The sequence below is a fragment of the Sphaerisporangium flaviroseum genome, from assembly GCF_039537005.1.
Lineage (GTDB): Bacteria > Actinomycetota > Actinomycetes > Streptosporangiales > Streptosporangiaceae > Sphaerisporangium > Sphaerisporangium flaviroseum.
In genome coordinates this window covers 22,322-45,598 of record NZ_BAAAZR010000032.1, presented here as the reverse complement: position 1 = coordinate 45,598, position 23,277 = coordinate 22,322, and the positions used below count along the sequence as shown (strand labels likewise).

The 23,277-nt window shown below is 71.7% G+C and carries 20 protein-coding genes; 7 read left to right on the top strand and 13 right to left on the bottom strand.

All coding sequences use genetic code 11. The annotated features are described in order from the left end of the window. Positions 1–220 precede the first annotated feature (220 nt). Together ABD810_RS30835 and ABD810_RS30830 are read right to left on the bottom strand one after the other, a co-directional pair. Entirely contained in the window at positions 221–835 is a 615-nt protein-coding gene (locus ABD810_RS30835; RefSeq protein WP_344948494.1) for a glycoside hydrolase family 25 protein, read from the bottom strand. A gap of 92 nt (positions 836–927) precedes the next feature. Next, positions 928–2,142 carry a methyltransferase domain-containing protein gene (locus ABD810_RS30830; RefSeq protein WP_344948491.1) on the bottom strand — a complete coding sequence of 405 codons (1,215 nt, stop codon included), beginning with the start codon at positions 2,140–2,142 and terminating at the stop codon, positions 928–930. 163 nt (positions 2,143–2,305) lie between these two features. Between ABD810_RS30830 and ABD810_RS30825 the strand changes: the two genes are divergently transcribed. The 3 genes from ABD810_RS30825 (at position 2,306) to ABD810_RS30815 (ending at position 5,142) form a co-directional block, all read left to right on the top strand. Beyond that, complete coding sequence (locus ABD810_RS30825) at positions 2,306–4,030, top strand: bis-aminopropyl spermidine synthase family protein (RefSeq protein WP_344948488.1); 1,725 nt, start codon at positions 2,306–2,308, stop codon at positions 4,028–4,030. 39 nt (positions 4,031–4,069) lie between these two features. Further along, positions 4,070–4,348, top strand: a complete 279-nt coding sequence (locus ABD810_RS30820; protein WP_344948485.1) for a DUF1876 domain-containing protein — start codon at positions 4,070–4,072, stop codon at positions 4,346–4,348. Between the two features lie 152 nt (positions 4,349–4,500). Further along, complete coding sequence (locus tag ABD810_RS30815; protein WP_344948480.1) at positions 4,501–5,142, top strand: response regulator transcription factor; 642 nt, start codon at positions 4,501–4,503, stop codon at positions 5,140–5,142. 28 nt (positions 5,143–5,170) lie between these two features. Here the strand turns inward: ABD810_RS30815 and ABD810_RS30810 are convergent, their stop codons facing one another. The 9 genes from ABD810_RS30810 to ABD810_RS30770 form a co-directional block, all read right to left on the bottom strand. After that, positions 5,171–6,844: a GAF domain-containing sensor histidine kinase gene (locus ABD810_RS30810; RefSeq protein ID WP_425566982.1), complete on the bottom strand. Its 1,674-nt coding sequence runs from the start codon at positions 6,842–6,844 to the stop codon at positions 5,171–5,173. A 211-nt stretch (positions 6,845–7,055) separates the two neighbouring features. Then, entirely contained in the window at positions 7,056–7,949 is an 894-nt protein-coding gene (locus ABD810_RS30805) for a universal stress protein (RefSeq protein ID WP_344948474.1), read from the bottom strand. A 107-nt stretch (positions 7,950–8,056) separates the two neighbouring features. Next, entirely contained in the window at positions 8,057–8,722 is a 666-nt protein-coding gene (locus tag ABD810_RS30800) for a CBS domain-containing protein (RefSeq protein ID WP_344948471.1), read from the bottom strand. Positions 8,723–8,970: 248 nt separating this feature from the next. Beyond that, positions 8,971–9,645 (bottom strand): sensor histidine kinase, encoded by a 675-nt coding sequence (locus ABD810_RS30795; RefSeq protein ID WP_344948468.1) that lies wholly within the window; start codon positions 9,643–9,645, stop codon positions 8,971–8,973. 395 nt (positions 9,646–10,040) lie between these two features. Next, a complete protein-coding gene (locus ABD810_RS30790; protein ID WP_344948465.1) occupies positions 10,041–11,414 on the bottom strand; it encodes an outer membrane protein assembly factor BamB family protein in 1,374 nt (457 codons plus the stop codon). A gap of 17 nt (positions 11,415–11,431) precedes the next feature. After that, positions 11,432–11,866 (bottom strand): hypothetical protein, encoded by a 435-nt coding sequence (locus ABD810_RS30785; protein ID WP_344948462.1) that lies wholly within the window; start codon positions 11,864–11,866, stop codon positions 11,432–11,434. Between the two features lie 457 nt (positions 11,867–12,323). Beyond that, entirely contained in the window at positions 12,324–13,499 is a 1,176-nt protein-coding gene (locus ABD810_RS30780; RefSeq protein ID WP_344948459.1) for a zinc-dependent alcohol dehydrogenase, read from the bottom strand. Beyond that, on the bottom strand, positions 13,496–13,969 hold the full coding sequence (locus ABD810_RS30775) for a hypothetical protein (protein WP_344948456.1): 474 nt from the start codon (positions 13,967–13,969) through the stop codon (positions 13,496–13,498). Before ABD810_RS30775 ends, ABD810_RS30780 begins: the two co-directional genes overlap by 4 nt. Before the next feature lie 217 nt (positions 13,970–14,186). Beyond that, positions 14,187–16,799 (bottom strand): CHAT domain-containing protein, encoded by a 2,613-nt coding sequence (locus tag ABD810_RS30770; protein WP_344948453.1) that lies wholly within the window; start codon positions 16,797–16,799, stop codon positions 14,187–14,189. Positions 16,800–16,968: 169 nt separating this feature from the next. Here ABD810_RS30770 and ABD810_RS30765 point away from each other — a divergent pair, with 169 nt between their 5' ends. The 3 genes from ABD810_RS30765 (at position 16,969) to ABD810_RS30755 (ending at position 19,623) form a co-directional block, all read left to right on the top strand. Next, positions 16,969–18,480, top strand: coding sequence for a S8/S53 family peptidase (locus ABD810_RS30765; RefSeq protein ID WP_344948450.1), 1,512 nt, complete (start codon positions 16,969–16,971; stop codon positions 18,478–18,480). 94 nt (positions 18,481–18,574) lie between these two features. Next, positions 18,575–19,150 carry an RNA polymerase sigma factor gene (locus tag ABD810_RS30760; RefSeq protein WP_344948447.1) on the top strand — a complete coding sequence of 192 codons (576 nt, stop codon included), beginning with the start codon at positions 18,575–18,577 and terminating at the stop codon, positions 19,148–19,150. Beyond that, positions 19,147–19,623 (top strand): hypothetical protein, encoded by a 477-nt coding sequence (locus ABD810_RS30755; RefSeq protein ID WP_344948444.1) that lies wholly within the window; start codon positions 19,147–19,149, stop codon positions 19,621–19,623. Before ABD810_RS30760 ends, ABD810_RS30755 begins: the two co-directional genes overlap by 4 nt. Positions 19,624–20,564: 941 nt before the next feature. Here the strand turns inward: ABD810_RS30755 and ABD810_RS30750 are convergent. Continuing rightward, positions 20,565–20,897 carry a histone-like nucleoid-structuring protein Lsr2 gene (locus ABD810_RS30750; protein ID WP_344948441.1) on the bottom strand — a complete coding sequence of 111 codons (333 nt, stop codon included), beginning with the start codon at positions 20,895–20,897 and terminating at the stop codon, positions 20,565–20,567. 344 nt (positions 20,898–21,241) lie between these two features. Between ABD810_RS30750 and ABD810_RS30745 the strand changes: the two genes are divergently transcribed. Next, a complete protein-coding gene (locus tag ABD810_RS30745; protein ID WP_344948439.1) occupies positions 21,242–22,105 on the top strand; it encodes an NAD(+)/NADH kinase in 864 nt (287 codons plus the stop codon). Between the two features lie 30 nt (positions 22,106–22,135). Here ABD810_RS30745 and ABD810_RS30740 read toward each other — a convergent pair whose 3' ends face one another. Beyond that, positions 22,136–23,104, bottom strand: coding sequence for an alpha/beta hydrolase (locus tag ABD810_RS30740; RefSeq protein WP_344948436.1), 969 nt, complete (start codon positions 23,102–23,104; stop codon positions 22,136–22,138). Positions 23,105–23,277: the final 173 nt, after the last annotated feature.

Genomic DNA, 23,277 nt, shown 5'->3' with positions numbered 1-23,277 from the left:
CGCGCGGCTCACCGTTGATCTTCGCGGCGATGACGCCGCGGCCGTCCGCCTCCAGCGCCTCACCGGCCGTCGTGCCGCCCGCCACCACACGCTCGGCTCCGGCGAGGGTGATGCGTATTTCAAGGGCGGTAGACACGATTGCTCCAAGAGAAGTGGTGGACCGGGATTCCCATTGTCGTGCCCGATGCTACCGGGAACCGCCTCCCGATATCGCCCGTGACTAAGCCTTGCGGTTGCGGGGCTGGGGCTGCAGCCCGAGAGCGGTGAGCTGTGCGCGGGTGCCGCGGAAGACGTTGCGATCGATCGGGCCGTGGGCGTACTGGTGGATGGTCCACCTGTCCCACGGCGGCGGCACCACCGGATGCCCCTTGGGGTGGCTCGGCGCGGCGATCCACAGGGGATAGTCCTCCAGCCCGTGGCAGTAGCCCTTCCGCGCGAACGACAGGAAGGTGTAGATCAGCGGCCTGACGCCGGTGCACCGGGTCACCACGTGGCACCAGCGCCGGGCGAACGCCGCCACCTGGCGCGGCGGCAGGTGACCGGAGTGTTCGAGGTCCAGGGCGATCAGGTCGCCGCGCCGGAAGCCTCCCGCGGCGTCGACCACGTTGAGGAAGTGGCGTACCTGGTCATCGGGATCCCCCTTCGGATGCCCGAAGTGGTAGGCGCCGCAGACCAGCCAGTTCTCCCGCATCCCCATCCAGTTGCGGGTGAACCACTTGTCGGTGAAGGCGGTTCCCTCGCTCGCCTTGGCGAAGCCGAAGTCGACGCCGTCGCCGGCGTACTCAGCCCAGTCGACGGCTCCCTGCCAGTTGGACACATCTATGCCATGCAGCATGACGGTTCGCTCACTCCCCGTGACTCGCCCCGGGGGATTTTAGTCAGCGGACCACTCCCGGGGCCGTTCGGACACGCCAGGCCCGGCGTCCTTCACGGCTGCTCGCCCGGGAAGGGATGGCCGGGGCGCAGAGCCTGCCGGGGGTGGTCGAGCCAGACGTACTGGTCGCCCGGGGACACGGTGATGCCGAAGCGGCCGCGTTCCGGCCGTCCCTGGCCGACCCACCAGAGGTAGGCCCGCGCGACCTCGTCCCACAGGCGGCGCGAGCCGTACTGGATCACCTCGAACTCGGCCCGGCCGGGACGGCAGACGACCTTGGCCCACGCCCCTTGGTGGCCGGCGTTCTCCAGGAGCCAGAAGATCCAGCCCTCGGAGCCGTCGCCGTCGCCGGTAGGGCTCAGGCGGTACTGGCATCCCGGCGCGAGCGCGCCGATGGCGATGTCGGCGGCGTCGGACTCCCACGCGATCGACCTGGGGTCGATGCCGGTCGCCGACCTTTCCCCCTCCTCGTGGCGGGCGGCGCCCACCGCCGGGCCGGCGGTGGGCCGTTGCGACCGCAGCATCATGTACCCCGCCGGGCCGAGGAACCGGCCGACCGCGCGGCCCTCCCCGGCCACCGCGAGGCGCACCAGATGGCCGAAGCCGTATCCGGTGGAGTACGGCGTGACGATCGTGCCGCCGGGCCGGGTCTGCTCCACCCATGCGTACGGGACATGCCGGACGGCGCAGGTGACGTGGACCCGGTCGTACGGCCCGCCCTCGGGGTACCCTCCGGCGCCGTCGCCGACGACCAGGCGGGGATGGTAACCGGCGGCATCCAGGTTCTCGCGTGCCCTGGCGGCGACGCCCGGATCGATCTCGACGCTGGTGACCGCGGCTTCGCCGAGCCGGTGGGCCAGGAGCGCGGCGGTCCATCCGGTGCCGGTGCCGATCTCCAGCACCCGGTTGCCCTGGTGCACCCACAGTTGCTCCAGGAAGGCGAACACGGCCCCCGGAGCGGAGTTGGAGCTTGTCGGGAGGCCCTCCCCCGTGGTCACCTCCCCCGCCCCGTCGTCGAACTGCGTGACCAGGACGGTGTCGTCGTAGACGGCGTCCCACCAGGAGCCGGGGTCGGCCACACGGTCCACGGGATGCGGCTCACCGGGACCGTTGGGAGAGACCCAGGCCCTCTGGGGCACGAACAGGTGGCGGGGCACGGCGAGCAGCGCCGCCCGCCATCGCGGGTCGGCGAGGTCGCCCGACTCGGCGAGCCGGTCGGCCAGCCGCTCGATACGGCCGGCCAGGTCGTCCGGTGCGGAGTGGCTCATGTGCCGTCCTTGGCGGGTGCCGTGTGGCTCATGACGGTCCTTCTCGGGGAGCCGGGCCATCGGGGGGAGGCGGTGTTCCGCCGTCCTCCCATGCTGGACCCTTCGCGTTCCGCCCGCCAGGCGGGCAAAGGGATGGGACGTGGGCCACCGATAGGGTTGCGGCATGGGGCCCGAGGGAGTGAGCAGGCTGCTGGCCGAGGCCGGAGTGGACGCCAGGCGGTTCCGGGAGGCCCTCGCCCTGCTGTGCGACGGCGCCTGGTGGACCCTGGCCGACCTGGTCCGTGAGACGGCGACTTCACGGCGTGGCATCGAGGCGCTGCTGCGGGAGATCGGGCCGCAGCGGTCCGGGGAGCGGTTCCGGTTGACGGCCGAGCAGGCGGGAGCGTACCGCGCGCTCCTCGGCGACGGCCACGGCGTCCCGGCCGATCCTGTGGCGCACCTGCTCCCTCGTCACGCCGACGTGGTCGCGCTCATGGAGAAGCTGATCGCCGGGGGGCCACGCGGGCGCCAGGCGCTCGACCACGTGGCCGCGACACCGGAGACGGTCGTGCGCCGGGCGCTGCTGCTCGGCGCGCGGTTCTGGCTGCCCGGGTCGCGGCTGCTGTGCGTGGGCGACCACGACCTGACCTCGCTGGCCGTCGCGATGCTCAGTCCCGGCGTCGAGGTGACCGTGGTCGACATCGACGAGCGCATCCTCGCCCATATCGACGACCAGGCGGAGCGGCTGGGCCTCGACGTGCGCACCCGCTGGGCCGATCTGCGGCTCGGCCTGCCCCCATCGGCCCGTGAGCAGGCCGATCTCGCGATCACCGACCCTCCGTACACCCCCGAGGGCATCGGGCTGTTCGTCGCCAGGGCCGTGGAGGGGCTGCGCGACCCGGAGCGGGGCCGGATCCTGCTGGCGTACGGGGCGAGCGAGCGCACCCCCATGCTCGCCTTGAAGGTGCAGAGGTCGCTGTACGACCTGAACCTCGCCTTCGAGGCCATGTATCCAGATTTCAACCGCTATATCGGTGCGGAGGCGATCGGCTCGGCCGCCGACCTCTACGTCCTGCGTCCCACCACCAAGACACGTCCGGCCGTGGCCGCCCGGGTCGAGCGCTTCGTCACGGCCATCTACACCCAGGGACCGCAGGCGGTCGAGTCACGCCCGGCGGCCCCCTCAGCGGCGGGTCCGAGACCGGCGGGCCCGGTGCCGGAGGGTTGGGGACCAGAGCCGCCGGGGGTGACGGGTTCTGGACCGGAGCGTTCGGGATCGGCTGGTTCCGGAGCGGGGTTCGAGCCGGAGGTGCTGGTGGGAGAGTGGCCGAAGGAGGTCCTGCCGCGGGCGCCGAGGGCGCGGCTGTCCACGTGGCTGGCCAAGCCGTACGCGGCCTCCCCCTCGCGAGTGGCGATGGCCGTACCGGCCGGTCTGGAGGCGGCACTCCCCCGTCTGCTGCTCGCCACCCGGGCCCGCCACGTGCGGGCCTTCCTCTCCGGGTCCACGCCGCCCGATCTCTCGGCGCTCCGGCCCCTGTACGAGATCACCGCCACGGGCGCGGTCGTCGACGCGGTACGGCTGCCGCCGCCCGCCGACGAGACCGGCCGCCTGCTGCGCGCGATCCTGGACAACGCCCACGGCAGGCTCGCCAACACCTGGCGGGAAGGACTGATCAGGGCCCGCGAGGGTCTCACCAAGAAGCAGGCGCGGACGATCGTGTCCGAGGCCGCCCCCTGGTCCGCGGACGTCACCGTACTCGAGCTTCCCGCGCACCGCCTGAGCGCCCTGCGGGAGGCGGTCGTGGCCTCGCTCCGCCTGGCCGCCGTGAGCCACGCCGATGCCCATGGCGAGCCTCACGGGGAGGCTCACGGGGAGGGCGGGTCACCGTCGCCGGGTCAGATCGGGTGAGAGATGGTTGAGGGAGGGAACCCGTCAGGAGGTGCCGTCATGCAGGCCAAGCAGTGGACCGTGCAGATCTACATCACCGAGGACGACAACGACGATCGCACCGTCGCCCGGGCCGTCCTGATCACCCATGGGGCCAGCCATGGGGGCAGGACCCACGAGAGCGTCGGATACGCCAGGCGTAACCCCGTCGACCGGCCCGTGCCGGAGATCGGCGACGAGCTGGCGGCCGGACGGGCGCTGGCCGATCTGGCCGACAAGCTGACCGGAGAGGCGGCCGAGGACGTCGCCCAGCTGGCCGGGCGCGGCAGGCACGCCTGACCGCGTGGACACGACACGCCCAGGCAGGCACGCCTGACCACGTGAGCCACGACATGCCCGGGACAGGCGCGCCTGACCGCGCGTGGGTCATGACACGCCGGCAGGGGACCATCGTCCCTTACGGCGAACCAGGTGGGGGCTAGCGTCCGACTATGATCCGCGTCTTCCTCGTCGACGACCACGAGGTGGTGCGGCGAGGCGTGGCCGCGTTGCTCTCCGGCGAGGACGATATGGAGATCGTCGGCGAGGCGGGCACCGCGGAGCAGGCCCTCGCCCGCATCCCCGCCGTCAGGCCGGACGTCGCCGTCCTCGATGTTCGACTGCCCGACGGCAACGGGGTGGAGGTGTGCCGCGAGGTCCGTTCCCGGACGCCGGGGCTCTGCTGCCTCATGCTGACCTCGTTCGCCGACGACGACGCCCTGTTCGACGCGGTCATGGCCGGAGCGGCCGGATACGTGCTCAAGCAGATCCACGGGTCGGACCTGGTCGGGGCCGTGCGTACCGTCGCCAGGGGGGAGTCCCTGCTCGACCCGCAGACCACCGCGTCGATGCTGCGGCGCCTGCGCGACCAGGCCACCAAGAAGGACCCGCTGGCGGTACTGACGGGCCAGGAACGGCACATCCTGGAGCTGATCGGCGAGGGCTTGACCAACCGGCAGATCGGCGAGCGTCTCTTCCTCGCCGAGAAGACGGTGAAGAACTACGTCTCGAACCTGCTCGCCAAGCTGGACATGCAGCGCCGTACCCAGGCCGCGGCGCTGGCCGCACAACTGAAGGCCGGCCGCCAGGACTGACCGGCACCCGGACGGCTTCTGGGGGTGGTCAGCGCAAGGGGACGTGCCAGCTCACTCGGGTGCCGCCTCCCGCGGCGCCCTCGATGGTGAGCGCGCCGCCGAGCCGCTCGGCGCGGTCGCCGAGGTTGCGCAGGCCGCTGCGGTGCCCGCCCGCGGGGATGCCGACGCCGTCGTCCTCCACGACCAGCGTGAGCGTCCCGCCCGCCACCTCGATCGCGACGTCGGCGCAGGAGGCCCGGGCGTGCCGCACGATGTTGGACAGCGTCTCGCGGAGCACCGCCAGCAGGTGCTCGGCCGGCTCCTGCGGCACCTTGTTGTCGAGCGGCCCTTCCATACGCAGGCCCGGCATGAAGCCCAGGTGTCCCCGTGCCCCCTCGACGAGCCCGACGATCTGCCCGCGAAGGCTGCGCGCCTCCGCGTCCGGAGGGGTCTGGAGGGCGAAGATGGTGGACCGGATCTGCCTGATCGTGCCGTCCAGCTCGTCGATGGCGTGCTGGAGCCGCGAGGAGGCCTCCGGTCGGTCGACCAGGCGGACCGTGCTCATCAGCGTCATCGCGACCGCGAACAACCGCTGGATGACCACGTCGTGCAGGTCCTTGGCGATCCGGTCGCGGTCCTCCAGCAGGCCGAGCCGCTCGGCGTCCTCACGGGCCTCGGCCAGTTCGAGCGAGATGGACGCCTGCCCCGCGAAGGAGTGCAGCATGCGCACGTGGGACTGGCTGAACGGGATGCGTCCCGACCGTTTCCCGAGCGACAGCACACCGCGCACCGCTCCTGCGGCTCCCAGCGGCACCGCGACGGCCGGCCCGACCTGCAACCCGCCGCAGACCAAGGCAGGGATGTCCGACTCGGCGAGGTCCGTCACCGCGACCGGCTCACCGCCGGCGAACGCGCGGCCCGACAGCGAGTCGGCGACCGCCACCTCCACCTCCGTGACCTCGTCCGCCGCCACCCCGTCGGCGATCATCACGCGCAGCTTCTCGCCACCGGCGGCGGGGAGCAGGACGACGGCGACGTCCGCGTCGGCCATCGCGCGTGCACGCCGGGCCATCAGCGTCAGGACCTCGTGCGAGTCGGCCCCCGACAGCAGGCTGGTGGTCACCTCAGAGGACGCCTGGAGCCACACCTCGCGCCGGTGGGTCTCCTCGTACATCCTCGCGTTCTCGATCGCGACACCGGCCGCCGTGGCCAGCGCGATGACGATGGCCTCGTCCTCCTCGTCGAAGTCGCCGCCGCCGCGCTTCTCGGTCAGGTAGAGGTTGCCGAAGACCTCCTCGCGTACGCGGATCGGCACGCCCAGGAACGAGCCCATCGGCGGATGGCCGGGCGGGAACCCGTACGACTCCGGATGCTCGGCGATGTGGTGCAGCCGCAGGGGACGCGGCTCCTTGATGAGCAGGCCCAGGAGGCCGAGGCCGTGGGGCCAGTGCTCGATCCTGGCGATCTCCTCCTCCGACAGCCCTACGGGGACGAACTGGACCAGGGTGTTCCCCTCGCCGATCAGGCCGACGGCCCCGTAGGTGGCGTCGACGAGCGTGGTGGCGGTCTCGACGATGCGGCGCAGCACGGTCTGCAGGTCCAGGTCGCTGCCCACCGAGACGACCGCGTCGAGCAGGGCGTGAACCCGGTCACGTGTCGCGAGCACGGTCTCCAGCCGGACCTGCAGTTCCGACAGCAACTCGTCGAGCCGCATGTGCGGCATCAGCGAGCGCGGTTGGACGTCCGCCACACAGAGAGTGTTCCCACAGGACGCGTTATGCGAATCTGGGTGAATGCCCTGGTCACCACATTTACGCAAGGATCGGGCAGCCCTTGACCAGCCCGTGCCACCGCACCACCTCCCGATGCCCCCGTGCGCCCTCCCAGCGTGGAAGGACCGGGCCGTCCAGCGCCTGAAGACGGCGCCGAAGGGTTCAGCGTGCGGAGGCTCCGGTGACATCGGCGCGTGGGCGGCGCGGCCGTACGATCGCGACGGGACAGCGGGCGTGGTGCAGGACGCCGTGTCCGACCGACCCCTGGACAGCCGATCCGAGCCCCTGATGCTCCCTCGAGCCGACCACGACCAGATCGGCGTCCCATGAGGCGTCCGACAGCGCGGGAACCGGATGCCCCCGGACGGCCGAACAGGCCATCCGCACATCGGGATATCTCTCACGCCAGGGATCAAGACGCCGCTGGACCTCGCGCGACTCCTCCTCCAGCGCCTCCTGCACGCCACCGGCGTAGGCCGTCGCGTGCGGCGTGAAGGCGGGCCGCCACCACGCGTAGAGGACGCGCACCCGCGCTTCCCGCAGTCTGGCCTGCTGGAGGGCGTAGTCCAGGGCGGCCTGCGACGGCTCCGACGCGTCGAAGCCGACGACGATCTCGCCCTGCCGGGTGTGCGGGGAGCGGCGCACCACGACCACCGGGCCCAAGGCGTGCCCGGCGACCGACCGACCGACCGAGCCGAGCACCAGCCCCGTGAGGCCGTCCAGCCCTCTGCTGCCGAGGATGAGCTCGTCGGCGTCCTCCGACTCCGTCGTGAGCCGCTCGGACACCGCGCCCGTGACCAGGGCGGCGCTCACCTCCACGTCCGGAGCGTTGCCGTGCACCCACTCGACGGCGGCGGCCAGCACGCCTTCCCAGTACGCCGGGATCGAGCGCTGCGAGTGAGGCGCCGACTCGAACGGGAAGTCGTACGACCACGGCTCCCACACGTGCACGATGCGCAGCCGTGCCCGTCTGCGCGTGGCGTCGTCGGCGGCCCACGCCATGGCCGCTGCGGCCGACGGCGAGCCGTCTACGGCGACGACGATCTGTCCGGCCATGGCGCACCTCCCCCGCGGCCGGCCGCACTGTCACCGGCGTGGACGGCCGCGCACCCCTCCTACCACCATCACACAGCCGCCCCCGGGCCCGGCAGGGCACCCGCACCTCAGAGGTACAGCGGGGGGACGGTGGCGAGGTCGTCGATCTCGTAGGTCATCCGGGCGTCGACCTCGATGACCCCGTCGATCGAGTGGACGCCCTCGACCGCCTGCGTGATCTGCGAGCGCCGCGGGACCGTGCCCTGGAGTGAGACCAGGCCGTGGTCGACCAGGATCGAGAGGCTTCCCGGGTCGACGGCCGCGCGCCGGAGCGCGTCCTCCACGTCGGCGCGCACCTCCGCGGGCGGGCGTACGAAGATCTTGAGCAGGTCCGACTGGTGAACCGTGCCGACGATCTTGCCGGTGGCGTCCACCACGGGGAGTTGCCTGATCCGCTGATCGTGCATGATGCGGGCGGCCTCCCTGACCGGCGTCCCCTCCGTGACGGTGATCGCGGGAGTGGTCATGATCTGGGCCGCCGTGTTCCCCGCGGCCTTGGCGCGTTCCTTCCGGTGCCGGTGGGCCTCGAACACGTTCGCGCCGCGCGACGGGTCGATCTCCTTCAGCAGCAGGTCGTGCGCGGACACCACCCCCACCGGCCGCCGGTCGGGATCGAGGACGGCCACGGCGCCGACCTTGAAGCGGCGCATCGTCTCGACGAGGTCGGCGAACGACGTGTCCAGCTGGACGGCGATGGCGACCTTGCCCATGACGTCGCCGACATTCATGATCATGGCTGCCTCCCTGAGTTCCCGCCCTGGTTCAAGCATCCCCCTCGCCACGGCGCGGCCGTCAGCGCCGAAAGTCCCTGGCGGCGGGGACTTTTGACTCCGCCGGAGCCGACCGCCTCCCGAGGCACCATGCCACCGGTGGCCCCGGCGCGGCCCACCGCGACCTCAGTGGACCACCGCGTTCCCCACCGCGACCTGAGCGGAAGCACCGCGGGGACTCACCGCGACCTCAGCGGAAGCACCGCAGGGACTCACCGCGACCTCAGCGGGAGCACGGCGTGGACACGGTAGCCACGGTCCGGGCGTGGCCCCGTGGTGAACGTGCCCCGGAACAGGGCCACCCGCTCGCGCATGCCGATCAGCCCCTGCCCGCCCCGCACCGCCGTGGGACGCGCACGGCCTTCGGCGGGCCCGTCGTCGACGATCTCCAGTGACAGCTCGTGCGGGTGGTAGGCGATCTCGACGGCCGCCCTGGTGGGACCGGCGTGCTTCAGGGTGTTGGCCAGCGACTCCTGGACGATGCGGTAGGCCGAAAGATCGAGACCCGCGGGCAGCGGCACCGGATCACCCTCGGTGCCGACCGTGACCTCCAGGCCGGCGGCCCGCACCTGCCGGAGCAGGTCATCGAGGCGGGCCAGGCCCGGCTGCGGGGTGAGCCCGTCGCTGTCACGGACGCCAAGCAGCCCGAGCACGCGGTGAAGCTCCTCGACCGCGCTCCGGCCTGTCCTTTCGATCATCTCCAGCGTCTCGCCCGCCTTCGGATGCGTTCCCTGGAGCGTCAGCCGCACGCCGCCGGCCTGCATGACCATCACGCTGACGCTGTGGGCGACGATGTCGTGCAGTTCGAGGGCGATGCGGGCGCGTTCCCGGGCGGCGGCCTCACAGGCGCGCGGTTCCTCCTGCCCGACGACCGGCGCGCCCGGCACCCCATGCACGAAACCGGAAAGACGTGAAAGCCATAGAAAGCCCGATATGCCGGGCAAACGGAAGGAACGGAAGGAACGGGAGCTCGCCGTACCGGGGTCTCCGGTGGGGCCGAGCACGCGGCGCCGGAACATGGGGCGAGCGTACGGGCGCGCCGCCGGGGGCGGCATCCGCCGGACACCCGACCTCGCCTCCCCCGCACGGCGGACCCGTCGAGCAGACCACCTGCCGTGGAACGGCACCGGGCCCACCGGCCGGGCCACCGACCGTGAGGACGGCACCGGACCCATCGGTCAGGCCACCGACCGTGAGACCGCACCGGACCCATCGGTCAGGCCACCGACCATGAGGGCGGTAGCGGGGCCTGCCGGTGGGTCGCTGTGAGGGGCGAGGGCGTTCAGCGCAGCAGGGCCGCGCTCATCTTCCTGTCCAGGTTGCTCACCAGGAACAGTCCGTTGCCGGTGAACCGGTAGAGGCAGTTCGCCGGGGTGTAGATGAGTTCACGGCCGTAGGCGGGTCCCATGGGGCCGCCGCTGCCATCGGCGAGTTTGAGGCGGTACGCCTGCGGTGGCTCCTCGTAGTTCCCGGTCCGCACCGCGATCACCGTGTCGCGGTCGACGACGGCGGGCACGGTTGTGCTCGTCTTGGACAGGCCCTTGCTCCATCGCGGCCGGCCGCTCGCCAGGTCGAAGGCGACCAGGCTGTTGGTGTCGCGCAGGTCGCTGACCTTCGCCGCCTCGGTGGCGGTGACCAGCGTGTCCCCCGACACCACGGTCCGGTACCGGTAGCGTCCGCCTCCGCTCAGCCCGATGGCCCGCATGTCGAGCGTCCCGTACGACCCGGTCTGCGAGATCGTCGTGGTCACCTGGCCGGTGTCGCCCAACACCAGGTACTTGCCGGGACCGTCACCCTTGGGGACCGCGACGACCACCGGATCGGCGGCCACCAGCCACTTCCCGGAGCCCATCTCGCTCCCGAGCTCGGCGGCGGACAGGTCGGTACGCCAGCGCTGCTTCCCGGTGCCCGGGTCGAACGACACCAGGGCGATCGGGTGAGCCCTGTCGCAGGAGGCGAGCGTGACGGCGCCTGCCGGACCCACCAGCACATCGGTGAAGACGCAGGTGGAGTCGCCCGCCTTGGTCGGGAACTGTTTGACCTCCCATCGCGTCGCGCCGTCGTCCAGGCTCAGGCCCACCATGCTCCAGTAGTAGGCGACGGCCACCGTCCCCTCCGCTATCGCGAGCGAGATGGTGCGCGGACGCGAGCCGCCGATCCGCCGCAGGGTCTTGGCGGAGTAGGTCTCGCTCAGGTCGGCCTGCCACCGGGTCTTGCCGGTGGCGAGGTCCACGAGGACGACGCCCGAGCAATCGACGGTGCGGAGGTTCTTGACGTAGGGCAACTCCCGTTCCAAGCCGTACGCCAGCGCCACGACACCGTCCGACGCCTCCTGGCTCACGCCACAGAACTTCCCGCCCTGCGGTGGCCGCAGCCCCCAGCGCTGCTCGCCCGAGGCGGCGTCCCGGGAGACGATCGCCGCGTCATCGGCCCGGACGACGGCGCCGGGGACGCTCCAGGAGCCGAGGACGCCGCTGAGGTCCCGGGCCGACCCGGAGTCGGCGGCGACCTGCCAGCCGACCTTGCCGGTCAGCTCCTCGGCGGTGCCTTCGCCGCTCCCCGCCTCGTTCCCACCGCCCGCCTCGTCGCCGCCCCCGCCGCCACCCCAGGGACGTATGACCAGGACGACCGCCGCGATGACCACGAGGACCAGCACCGCGGCACCGCCGATGATCAGCGGGCCACGCCGCCGCGGGCCCGGTGGCGGTGCCCCATACGGCCCTCCAGGCCCGGCCGGCTGCCCGCCGTACCCTTGCGGCGCACCGTACGGCTGCCCGCCGTGACCAGGAGGCGCACCGTACGGCTGCCCGCCATATCCCCCAGGCGCGCCGGACGGCTGGCCGCCGTATCCCGGAGGCGTCCCGTACGGTGGGCCTCCGGACCCTTGCGGCCCGCCGCCGTATCCCGTGGGCGCCCCGGAGGGTGGGCCACCATAGGGGGATTGAGCACCAGGCGGTCCCTGCTGGTAGGGCCCTGGCGCTCCACCCGGTGGCATGGCGCCGTACTGCGGCTGCCCTCCACCGTAAGGCGGTTGCCCTCCGCCGTACTGCGGCTGCCCTCCGCCGTAAGGCGCGTGCCCTCCGCCGTACTGCGGTTGTCCTCCGCCATGCGGCTGCGGAGGTCCGTATGGTCCCGGCGGCTGTGCGGGGTGGGGCCCGCCGGGCGGATAAGGCGTCTCAGGGGGCGGGCCCCGCCGATCCTCGGGGGCGGCTTCCGGCGGGCCATCCGGCCCTGGCGGCGAATTGCGCGGTTCGTGTGTTTCCCCGTGATTCACACGGTGCATGATATTGAGCCGGTCCCCGCCCTGTCTGTCCATGTGAGGACCCCGTGGAAAGCGTGATGGCGCCCGAGTGCCGCGCCCGGCGGCGACGGCCCGAGCCGGCCCGCCGTCTCCCTCCTCCGGAAGACGGCGGCCCGACTCCACCTCAGCCCTAGCAGAACCGCGCTCGCTACCCCCTGGCGGGAACCGCGCTCGCTGCCCCCAAGCCGGACCGGGCTTGCCGCCGCCCCGGCGGAACCAGGCCGCCGGGGCATGCGTGCGAACTCGTCCGGGAGTGCCCCGCGCCTACGCCCAAGGGCGGAAGACCGCCCGCACGCACCCGTCCTTCTTGTTCTTGAACATGTCGTAACCCATCGGCGCCTCGTCGAGCGTCATCGTGTGCGTCGCGAGGTGGGCCGTCCTGAGCTCGTCCTTGGAGATCAGATCCAGCAGCTTCGGGATGTAACGCTGTCCGTGCTGCTGCGCCCCTCTGACCGTCAGGCCCTTGTTCATCAGGGCGCCGAGCGGGAACTTGTCGACCACCCCGGCGAAGACGCCGAGGACGAACACCGATCCACCGGTGCGGCAGGCGTAGATGGCCTCCCGTACCGCGATGGGACGATCCTGTTCGAGGTGGAGCCGCTGCTTGGCCTTGTCGTACATCGCCTGCGGGCCGGCGCTGTCCGCCTCCATGCCGACGGCCTCGATGCAGACGTCGGGACCTCGTCCGCCGGTCCGCTCGCGCAGTTCGGCGATGACGTCCGTACGGGTGTAGTCGATCGTCTCGGCTCCGATGTGGCGCTCGGTCATCGTCAGGCGCTCGGGCAGGCGGTCGATGCAGATGACCCGATCGGCGCCGAGGAGGATCGCGGCACGCGCCGCCATCTGCCCGACCCCGCCGCAGCCCCACACCGCGACCACGTCCCCGGGACGCACCCCGCCCATGTCCGCGCCCATCCAGCCGGTGGGCGCCGCGTCCGAGGCGAACAGGGCGTTCAGGTCGTCGACGCCGTCCGGCACCGAGAAGGCGCCGTAGTCGATGTAGGGCACGCGGATGTACTCGGCGTGGCTTCCCTTGAACCCGCCCGTCGCGTGGGAGTAGCCGAAGATCCCCGCCGTGGTGCCGCCCCACACCATGTCCGGAATGCCCGGCTTGGGGTTGCTGTTCTCGCACAGGGACCACAGGTCGTGCTCGCAGTGCCAGCACCGGCCGCAGCCGATGATCGAGCACACGACCACCCGGTCGCCCACCCTGTGCCTGCGGACCTCCGAGCCCACCTCGACGACCTCGCCGAGGAACTCGTGGCCGATCACGTCGCCCGCGCGCATGGCCGGGATGTAGCCCCCGAGAAGGTGCAGGTCGGAGCCGCAGGTGGTGGTCAGCCGGACCTTGACGATGGCGTCCTGGGCGTTGAGGATCCGAGGGTCGGGCACCCGCTCCACCGACAACTCGTTCACGCCCTGCCAGGTGAGTGCCTTCACAGCCGTCCCTCCCCGCCGGCGCGCCGCGCCGCGAGATCCACAAGCATTCCGGTGGGAGTGGGCGGCCTCGTCGACAGGTCGTCGGGGACCAGCACCTCCCCCGTCTCGACCAGGCCCTTGGACTCCCGCAGAGCCCTGCGTACCGCCTGGCGCGGATCCTCTCCGCCAAGGCGGGCCATGACCTCCTCGACACCCGTCGGCACCGACATCAGCGGCCGGGCGCCCAACTCGGTGCCGCGGTCGCCGGGTGCCTCGCGGACCTGTACCTCGATGGACTCACCGAGCCGTGCCAGCGGCTCCGGCAGCCGCCCGTCCGGCACCACCTCCTCCGGCCGGCGGTTGATGGTGACCATCAGCCACCGGCTCGCCTCGCGTTCGGCCCTTGCCTTGGTATGTCGCGACGCGAGCCAACGCATCATGCCCAGGCTCACGCCCCCCAGCGTCATCGCGCCCAAAACAGCACGTTTCATTGCCCTCTCCCCCTTGATGGACAACTGCTGGGATGGCTACCCATCCCCACCCACGGCTACCTCGAGCCACCCGCACTTGAGCAGGAGTTGACGGCCGCCAGGCACGTCTCATGGCAACCGGATGAAGCAGGATGACGAGACTTGGCCAAGAAAACGTCGTCGGCGAACACCCTCGTCCGTGTGACCGTATGACCCGGTATGGCCACGCCCGAGGCGCTCAGGCGGCGCCGATCGCGGAGAAGGACCAGCCCGTCGCCTGGTGCACAGGGTCTCCCGGCAGCGCCCGCCGGGCCTCACGAAGGGCCTCGGCCATGCCCAGCCCGGCGCGCAGGCCCTCGTGAAGGGCCAGCGTCAACGGCACCGCGGCCTCGTCGCTGACCGGAACCAGGCTCGCCACGATGCCCGCCGTGCCGAGCGGCAGCAGCGCCGCCGCCAGGCCGAGCAACTCGTCGGCCCCCACCGGTTCGAGGACGCCGGAGTCGCAGCTGGACAGGACGATGCGGTACGGAGCCCGGATCAGCCGCTCCACGTCGTGGACGGTGAGCTGCCCGTCGTCCATGCGCAGCGAGGAGAACATCGGGCTGTCCGCGCGGAAGGCGCCATGGGCGGCGATGTGCGCGAGGAGGCTGCCGTCGATGGCCTTCAGCACGGCCGAGACGGTGGCGGTGCCGTGTTCCAGCACGGTCGCGGCGGCGTACTCCCGTGCCAGCGCGGGCACCTCGGCGCCGCCGGTCCAAAGGCCAGGACCACGCACCAGCACGACCCCCGCGCCGAGCGGCGGCGGCACCCGCGCGGCCCTAAGCCACGCGCCCGCCGACGGAGAGACGGCCACCACCCGGTCGCGCAGCGCGGGCAGCGCCGCCCAGGGCACGCCGTGCAGCCGTCCCGGCGGGACCACCACCACCGGGCCCTGTCCGAGATGGCGTACGACCGGGCCGAGCAGCATGTCCTGCAACCGGCGCGCCCCCGCCTCCAGGAGCCCGAATCGCTCGGCCGCCCTCTCGCCCGCCCGCCGGGCCGCCCCCCCGCCTTCGTACCTCGCCCTGCCCTCGTAGGCGAGCCGCCGCAACCCGGCGCGGACGTGGTCGATCTCGGCCGCCGCGTCGGCGACCCGGCCCGCCGCGAAGCGGCGCACCCTCCCGCCACCGCAGAGCAGCACGTGCACCTCGCCGCCGACGTCCACGATCTCGGCCAGCCGGCCGTCACCGAGCCGATCGAGGAGGGCGCGGGGGTCGAAAGGGCGGCCGTTGATCACTCCCTCGCTGCGTGCGCGGAGGGTGCGGGCGCGGATGGCCCGTTCGAGCCGCCGCTGCTCGCGCTCCAGGGCGGGGGCGGACGTGCCCTCGGACCTGGCCGACTCCAGGCGGCTGGTGATCTCGCGGTAGGCGGTGGTGTCGCGGACCAGCTCGCTGTCGTCCGGCGGGCGGGTGGGCGGCACCGCGAGCGCGGTCGCCCGCCACCGCTCGCTCCAGACGAGGAGCCCCCGGGCGTTTCCCGGCCGCAGGCTCGCGCGCTGGGCCAGCGCGGCCAGCTCGGCCCCCTGGGCCGTGGCGCGTGCCCTCAGCTCCGACGCGCCAAGGGCCAGCCGGTGCTCGTCGAGCACGTCCAGTCCCCGGCGGCAGGCGTGCAGCACCGCCTTGGCCCGTCCGGCGGCCATCGCGCGCAGCGCCTCGGCGAGCCAGCCTTCGGCCCGCGCGAGCGCCGGGCCCCGGTGGCGTCCGAGCGCGGCGGCGGCCAGGTGCCGGTCGGCGTCCCGCACCCGGCCGAGCGCGAGCGCCACGCGGCCCGCGAGCAGGGACGCCTGCACCGTGTCCGGAGAGCCCAGCTCGGACAGGCGGGTGGCGACCCTCGCGATGTCCCGCACCAGCGGCCCGGAGATCGCGCCCGTGGCGACGCGCGAGCGGAACAGCACGAGCCGCGCCTGGGCCTCGAACCACTCGCGGCGCTGGCTCGCGAACAGCCGTATCGCCGCCAGGGCCCGGGTGACCGCGGTGTCGGGATCGCCGGCGGCAATGGCGGCCTGGGCGGCGACCAGAAGAAGCTCGGCCTTGGTGGTGGCCTGTCCCCCCATCCGCTCCAGCAGTGCCGTCGCGCCGTCGGCCTCCTGGAGCGCCTCGTCGGCCAGCCCCGCGGCCAGGAGCACCTCGCACCGGCCGAAGCTCACGCCGAACGCCGGGGTGCCGAGCGCCTCGAAGCGCTTGGCCGCCTCGTCGAGATAGCGCAGGGCGGTGGGCAGATCGCCGGAGCGGAACGCCGCCGCGCCGCGGTTCCACACGGCCACGCTGCGGTCGTGGTCCTGATGGGTCTGGTCCCACAGCCGCTCGGCCGCGACGAAGTCCCTGTCGGCCTGATCGGTGGAGCCGAAGGACAGGTGGACGAGCCCGCGCAGGGTGAGGGCCCGAGCGGTCCAGATCGTGTCGCCCGCCTCCCGCAACACGGGAACGGCCCGCCGGACGTCGTCGAGCGCCTCCCGGTGCCGCCCGAGGACCCAGAGGACCCGGCCTCGCCGGAACAGCACGCGCGCCGCCGTGAGGCTGTCCCCCCGTGCCGCCCCCGCGTCCAGGATGCGCAGGCCCTCGGCCGTGCGGCCGGTGTAGACGACCGCGACGCCGAGGGCCGCGAGCGCGTCGGCCTCCCGGTCGGCCGAACCGCACCGGCGGGCGAGCGTGCGCGCCTTCCTGAGGTGACCGATCGCGACCGTCAGATCGCCGAAGTCCCGTTCCCAGATGCCGATGACCTGGTGGGCGATGGAGGCGTCGTGCGGGGTGGGGCCGGAGGAGAGAAGGGCCCGCGCTCCGGCCAGCGCCTCGCCCGGGCGAGCGAAGACCATCGGGAGCAGGTCGAGAGGATCCGGCTTTCCCCGGCCCCGCGAGCTTCTCCCAGCCACGGATAGATGTTAGACGTGGGGTTCGGGGGGCGTCCATGTGTATCAACCCGGCGTCATCCTGCTCTTACTCGCGACGATGACCGCATGGCAACCGCTTGAGAGGAAGTCCGCGATGGCACTCGACCGATTCAGGGAACAGCTTGACGTGATCGCCCGCGAGATGGGCGTCCGCCTCGTGGCGGGACCGGGCGACCAGAATCCCACCTATCTGTACGAGCACGGCCACATCCTCGTACGGCAAGGCGACGTGGGTGACGTCGTCCGGCAGGTCAACGCCGGCAGGCGGTTCCCGGTCCCCGACCCCGATGAGGGGGACGTCAAGGTCGGTCTCGTACGCATGCGAGTGGACGACCCCGAGGATCCGGTCGTGAACGAATCGCGCGACGGCGGGGTCGCCATGGCGCTCGACGCGATGAAGACGATAGAGCGCACGAACGGCGGGCGGGTGGTGGGCAGCCGCAACCACATCGTCGCCATCGCGTCGGGTGGCGTGAACTCCTGCCCCTCCGATGAGCCGGGGCCGCCCAAGCATGAGATGAACCCCGGGCTGAGCTTCCGTCCCACCGTGGAGCAGCCGTCGGTGACGGTCCTCGTGGTGGACACCGGCCTGGTGGAGAACCACCGCGAGCTCTACCCGTGGATGCTCCACGTCTTGGCCACCGAGGGGGACACGCTCAACAACACCGGCCACGATCGCGCGTCCGACCCCGTCAAGGACACCGATGACGTCATCAAGCTGTATGTCGGGCACGGGACGTTCATCGCCGGCATCATCGCGGCGACCGCGCCGGCCGCCAGTGTGCGGGTCTCGGCCAAGCTGATCAACGCCGGTGCCATCGACGAGCGGAACTTCGGTTTCGAGATGCTGGAGGCTCTGAATCCGCAAGGGGTCCTCTCCGACGTCCCGCCCATTTGGCCCGACATCATCAGCCTGTCGGCGGGCACGCACAACGACGACGGCGCGCCGCTCCTCGGCATGGAGGAGTTCATGAGCCAGCTCGCCCTGCATCCCGAGACCGTGCTGGTGGCCGCGGCCGGCAACAACGGGCGCGACGACCCCTTCTGGCCCGCCGCCTACGCGCGCCTGCCCGAGCACAGCGACGCGGTGGTGTCCGTCGGCGCCCTGCGGCGGGACGGCACGGAAGGCGCCTGTTTCACCAACCATGGCAACTGGGTGCAGGTGTACGCGCCCGGGGAGAAGCTGACAGGGGCCTTCCTCGGGACGCCCACCCACCCGAGGAAGTACCGCTACCAGCACTCGACGTACGACCACTGCCGGTGGCAGCAGACCTTCCAGCACGATTTCGCCTATGACTGCACCTGCGGATACCCCCGCCGGGTCGGAGAGCTCAGCACCTCCCTGTCCCAGGCGGAGACGGAGACGTTCGCCGGCCGGGCGGAGTGGAGCGGCACGTCGTTCTCCACGCCCGTCGTCGCCGCCATGATCGCCAATCACATGGGCGCGAACCCCGGGCTCGGCTCCCGGGCGGCCGCCGCGGCCCTGCTGTCGAGCCCGTCCAACCCGAGGGCCCGGGTCCACGGACTGGACGTGCTGGCGCTGCGGCCGCCGCTCTGGTCCGACGGGGACGTACAGCGTCACCCTCCGTCCCCGGCCCAGTCCTGAGACCGCCCTTCGCGACTTCACCGAAAAGCGCGTCGTGCCCACCATGGGCCTCACACGTCGTACGATGATGATCCCCGCCCTTAGGGACGTCGCCGTGGACCGTGATTCGATCGGCAGCCTTTTCCTGGCCGCGGCGGACGGCGATGCCGCCGCGTGGAAAGCACTCGTGGAAGGGCTCGCCCCCCTGGTGTGGTCGGTGGTACGCGCCCACAGGCTGTCGGACGCCGACGGCCACGAGGTATTCCAGACGACCTGGCTGCGGCTGGCCCAGCACCTCGATCGGATTCGAGAGCCGCAGGCGGTCGGGTCGTGGCTCGCCAGCACCGCCCGGCACGAGTGCCTGAAGGTCATCCAGGCGTCCCGCCGCGTCTCCCCCGTCGGCGATCCCGAGGTCTTCGACCGCATCGCCGACGAGTGGACGCCGGAAGAGGCCCTGATCCGCTCGGAGGAGACCGACGCCAGAGCCGAGCAGATGCGGCATCTGTGGCAGGCCTTCGAGGAGCTCAGCGAGGCGTGCCGGCGGCTCCTGCGCGTGCTCATGGCCTCTCCCCGCCCCCAGTACCACGAGGTGTCGGCCGCGCTCGGCATCCCTGTCGGAGGCATCGGGCCGACCCGGCAACGCTGCCTGCGGCGGCTGCGGACGCTCCTGGCCGAGCGAGGTGTCCGGTGAACGGCTTCGACCACGACCTGGACGGCCTCGGCGCGGACGACGACGACATGGACCTGGAGGAGGCGCTGCGCCACGCGGCCACGCTGTTCGACCCGGTGCCCTCCGACCTCGTCCAGACGGCCGTGGAGGCCTACACCCTTCGCACGCTGGACGCCGAACTGGCCGCGCTGAGCTTCGACTCGCTCACCGAGCCGGAGCCCGTACGGGGCGGCGGCCAGCCCCGCCTGGCCACGTTCCACGCCCCGGGGGTGACCATCGACGTGGAGATCACCATCATGGGCTCGATCGGCCGTGTCCTCGGCCAGGTGATCCCCGCCCAGCCGGGGGAGATCGAGGTACGGGGGCGGCGGCCCGCCGCCGTGACCGCCGACGCCATGGGAAGGTTCGTCTGCGATCGCGTGCCGGCGGGGCCCTTCAGCCTGCGCTGCCGCCTTCAGACCGCCGTGGTGGTCACGGAGTGGATCACCATCTGATCCCGCCGTTCCCATCGGTATCCGCCTCGCCCGATACCTCCTATGCGTTATAGGAGAAAGCAAGGTACGACATACCGCTATACCTTGCTTACACAAGGTCACAAATGGGACGGTCCCGGAATCCCCCGACGCATCGGAGCCCGGCAAAACACTCAGGACCCGGCATTGCCTTATCGGGTTCGCATGTAACGCCGGGGATTGGCCGAGGGTGACGGGCGAATCGTCAGAGGCGGCAGGCGGGCTCCGGCCTGCTCCATGATTGTCGGGCCCGAGGAAATGCCGGGACAATCCGTGCCCGTGACCGGTCATTACATTGCGGGATCGGCGGCCGGCGACGCCCTTCGGCCCAAGCCCTCCGGCGGCCGAACCCGGCCCGCCTCCGGGAGTACGCGTGGGAGCGGCCAGAGATAATGGCGTAGCTTCGCCTGCCCGTCAAGTGTCGGGCCACCGGCAAGTTGATTGTTCGGATTGACGAGAGCGCGAACTCCGGCATACGTGCCTGGGGGGGCCGCAAGCCCGGAAGCTTCTGTGAAGCGGAGATCGACGGGTCTTGCGCGGGTTATGCGTGGAAAGGCATGCCCCGGCGAGGGGGACGGCACCCCGCCATGGTTTTCTCAGGAACTTCCCAGCCACCACCTCTACCTGGCAGGCACCCCTGCCTGGTAAGGAATAGTGCTCATCCTGACAAATTCGCTGAAGTCAGCACTACCTCCCCCGAATCACGGTCCACCGGGCGGTCACCCACCCAGACCCAGGAACCTCGCAGGCCAGGAGCGTTGATCGTGGACGAGAGGAGAGGCCCCGCTCGGGCGGCCCGAGCCGCCGGGCGGCCATTGCCCGGTGCGAGCACGGCCGCCACAAAGGCGGTCCGCTAGAGACTGATCCAGGCGGCGGATCACGTGCTCGTCGGGCGACTAATCCGGGCGCTACGGGTTAATCATTCACTGCGCCGCTTCGTACTGGGCCACGATGTGGGAGGCGATGCGGCCACGCTCGCTGACGTTCAGGCCGTGTGCCTTGGCCCAAGCCCGGATCTCGGAGCTTTTGTCGCGAGAGGGGCGCTGGGGGGCGCCACGCTTGCGGCCCCTGGCGGGCGCGCCCTCGGCGCGGCGGGCACCGGAGACGAAAGGCGAAAGGGCCTCACGCAGATTCCTGGCGTTTTTCTCGTTCAGATCGATCTCGTAGCTGGTGCCGTCAATCGCGAAGGCCACGGTCTCTTTTGCTTCGCCGCCATCCAGGTCATCGATGAGAAGCGTCTGGATCTGGGTTGCCATCTGCCCACTCCTTTCACAGAGCTTAGTTTGACACCTCAAGAATATACCCGGTTTCCATCGCTTCCCACGCGGAGAACAGCGCGATGCATTGGGTGTCCCCTTGACGTAACTTAGCCGTTTCCGGCGAACCTCACGTTTATCGGAGCACGCCGACCGGCCCGTCCCCGAAGAGGCGGTCACGCCGCGGGCCGGAAAACTGGTCCCGGCAACACATCCGAACACCGATGCGGATAGCGTCGACTACAGGTATTCACCGCTCCAGGGGCGTTCTCGCCTAAGAACGCAGGACGCACGGCAACCGGCGACCGTCTCGGCCGGTTTCGCCCGCCCGTACAGTTGCGTGCATGGGCATGGTCAAGACCATGGGGCTGGTGCTGCACCCCAAACGCGACTCCAAGCAGGCCATCGACACGATCGTCGAGTGGGCGCGGGCCAGGAGCGTCACCGTGCTCGGGCTGCCGGACGAGGTGGGCCGCATCGACTGCAGCGCCGTGTCCGTCGGGCAGACCGAACTGGTCGAGCGCGCCGACCTGCTGGTCAGCCTGGGAGGCGACGGCACGATGCTGCGCACCATGCGGCTGGTGGCCGGGCGGTCGACCCCCGTTCTAGGCGTGAACCTGGGCAAGCTCGGCTTTCTCGCCGAGATCGATGTGGACGAGTTGCCTCCGGCGCTCTCGGCCATCGACAGTCACGAGTTCACCGTCGAGCCGCGCATGGCGGTGCGGTCGACCCTTCCCGGCGGCCGGTCGGTCATCGCGTTCAACGACATCGCCCTGGTGCGGATCCCGGGCAACGGGCTGTCGGCGGTGGGGATCTCCGTGGAGGGCCATCCCTTCGTGCGCTACGCCTCCGACGCGGTCATCGTGGCGACGCCCACGGGATCCACCGCCTACAACTTCTCCGCGGGCGGGCCGCTGGTGTCCCCTCTCGTCGAGGGGTTCCTCGTCGTGCCCGCCGCGGCGCACTCGTCGTTCAACAGGGCACTGGTCCTGTCGGCCGACGAGGAACTGCTCCTGGAGTTGCTCCCCACGAGCGGGGAGCTCGCCGTCGAGGTCGACGGCGCCATCAGCGGGCGCCTGTCGGCAGGAGACAGCCTCACGGTCACCGCGGTGCGTGCGGCGGGCCAGGTCGTGCGGCTGGGCACCACGACCTTCTACGAGCGCGCACGGCGCAAGCTGCGGGTCAGCGGCAGCGCCGAGGTCGACTGACGGCCGCTGCCGTGCCGATCGCGCCGGATCTCAGCAGGCCAGCGCGCGCCGCAGGGCCGCCACCCGGCCCGCGACGGCGCGGCGGCTGAGCTGCGCGTCGGGGATCAGCGCGTCGAACCCGTGGAAGGCCCCGGGATAGAGATGGAACTCGGTGGACACGCCCGCCTGGACCAGCCGCCGGGCGTAGTCGGCGCACTCGTCGCGGAAGACCTCCAGCTCGCCCACCTCGATGTAGGCCGGCGGGAGCCCTGACAGGTCGGTGGCCCTGGCCGGCGCGGCGTACGGGGACACGCCCTCGGCGCCCATGGCCTCCCCCAGCAGGGCCGTCCATCCGAAGCCGTTCGCGGCGCGGTTCCAGGTCACCGCCTCCTCGAACTCCCGGCTGGAGGGGGTGACGCCGCGATCGTCCAGCATGGGGCCGACCAGGAGCTGGTAGACGACCGCCGGGCCTCCCCTGTCGCGGGCCAGCAGGGCGGTGCCCGCCGCGAGCCCGCCGCCCGCGCTCGCGCCGCCCACGGCGACGCGGTCGGGGTCGACGCCGAGCTCCTCGGCGTTCTTCACGGTCCACACCAGGCCCGCGTAACAGTCCTCGACGGGGGCGGGGTGCGGGTGCTCGGGGGCCAGCCGGTACTCGACCGACACCACCACGCAGCCCACCTCGGTGACGTAGCCCGCCATGCAGGCGTCGTCCATCTCCGGCAGGCCGAGGATCATGCCGCCACCGTGCATCCAGTACAGGCACGGCAGCGGGCCCGGCCGCTCCGCCGGGCGGTGGACGCGCACCCTGATGTCGGGGTCGCCGTCCGGCCCGGCCACCCACCGGTCCTCGGTCACGACTCCCGGGACCGTGGCGGGCGGCATGGCGGCGAACGCCTCGGCCATCTGCCGGCGCAGGCCCGGCAGGTCCGCGGGCGACAGGCGGGCGAAGTCGACGGGCGGGATGAAGACGTGTTCCAGGCGGGCGGCGAGTTCGGGGTCGATATTGGGGTGAAGCGGCATTTCATTCACCTCATGCGCTGTGTCGTGGCGGTGGACGGAAGCAGGCGGTGCCGCAACGGCGGCACACCCTGTTCATGTGCCGGGTGACCCGTGCCCACACTCACGGCATGACGACGATGACCGGCTGTTTCCCTTCCGATCGGCACGACCTGGGCCGGTCGCGGCCACGAAGG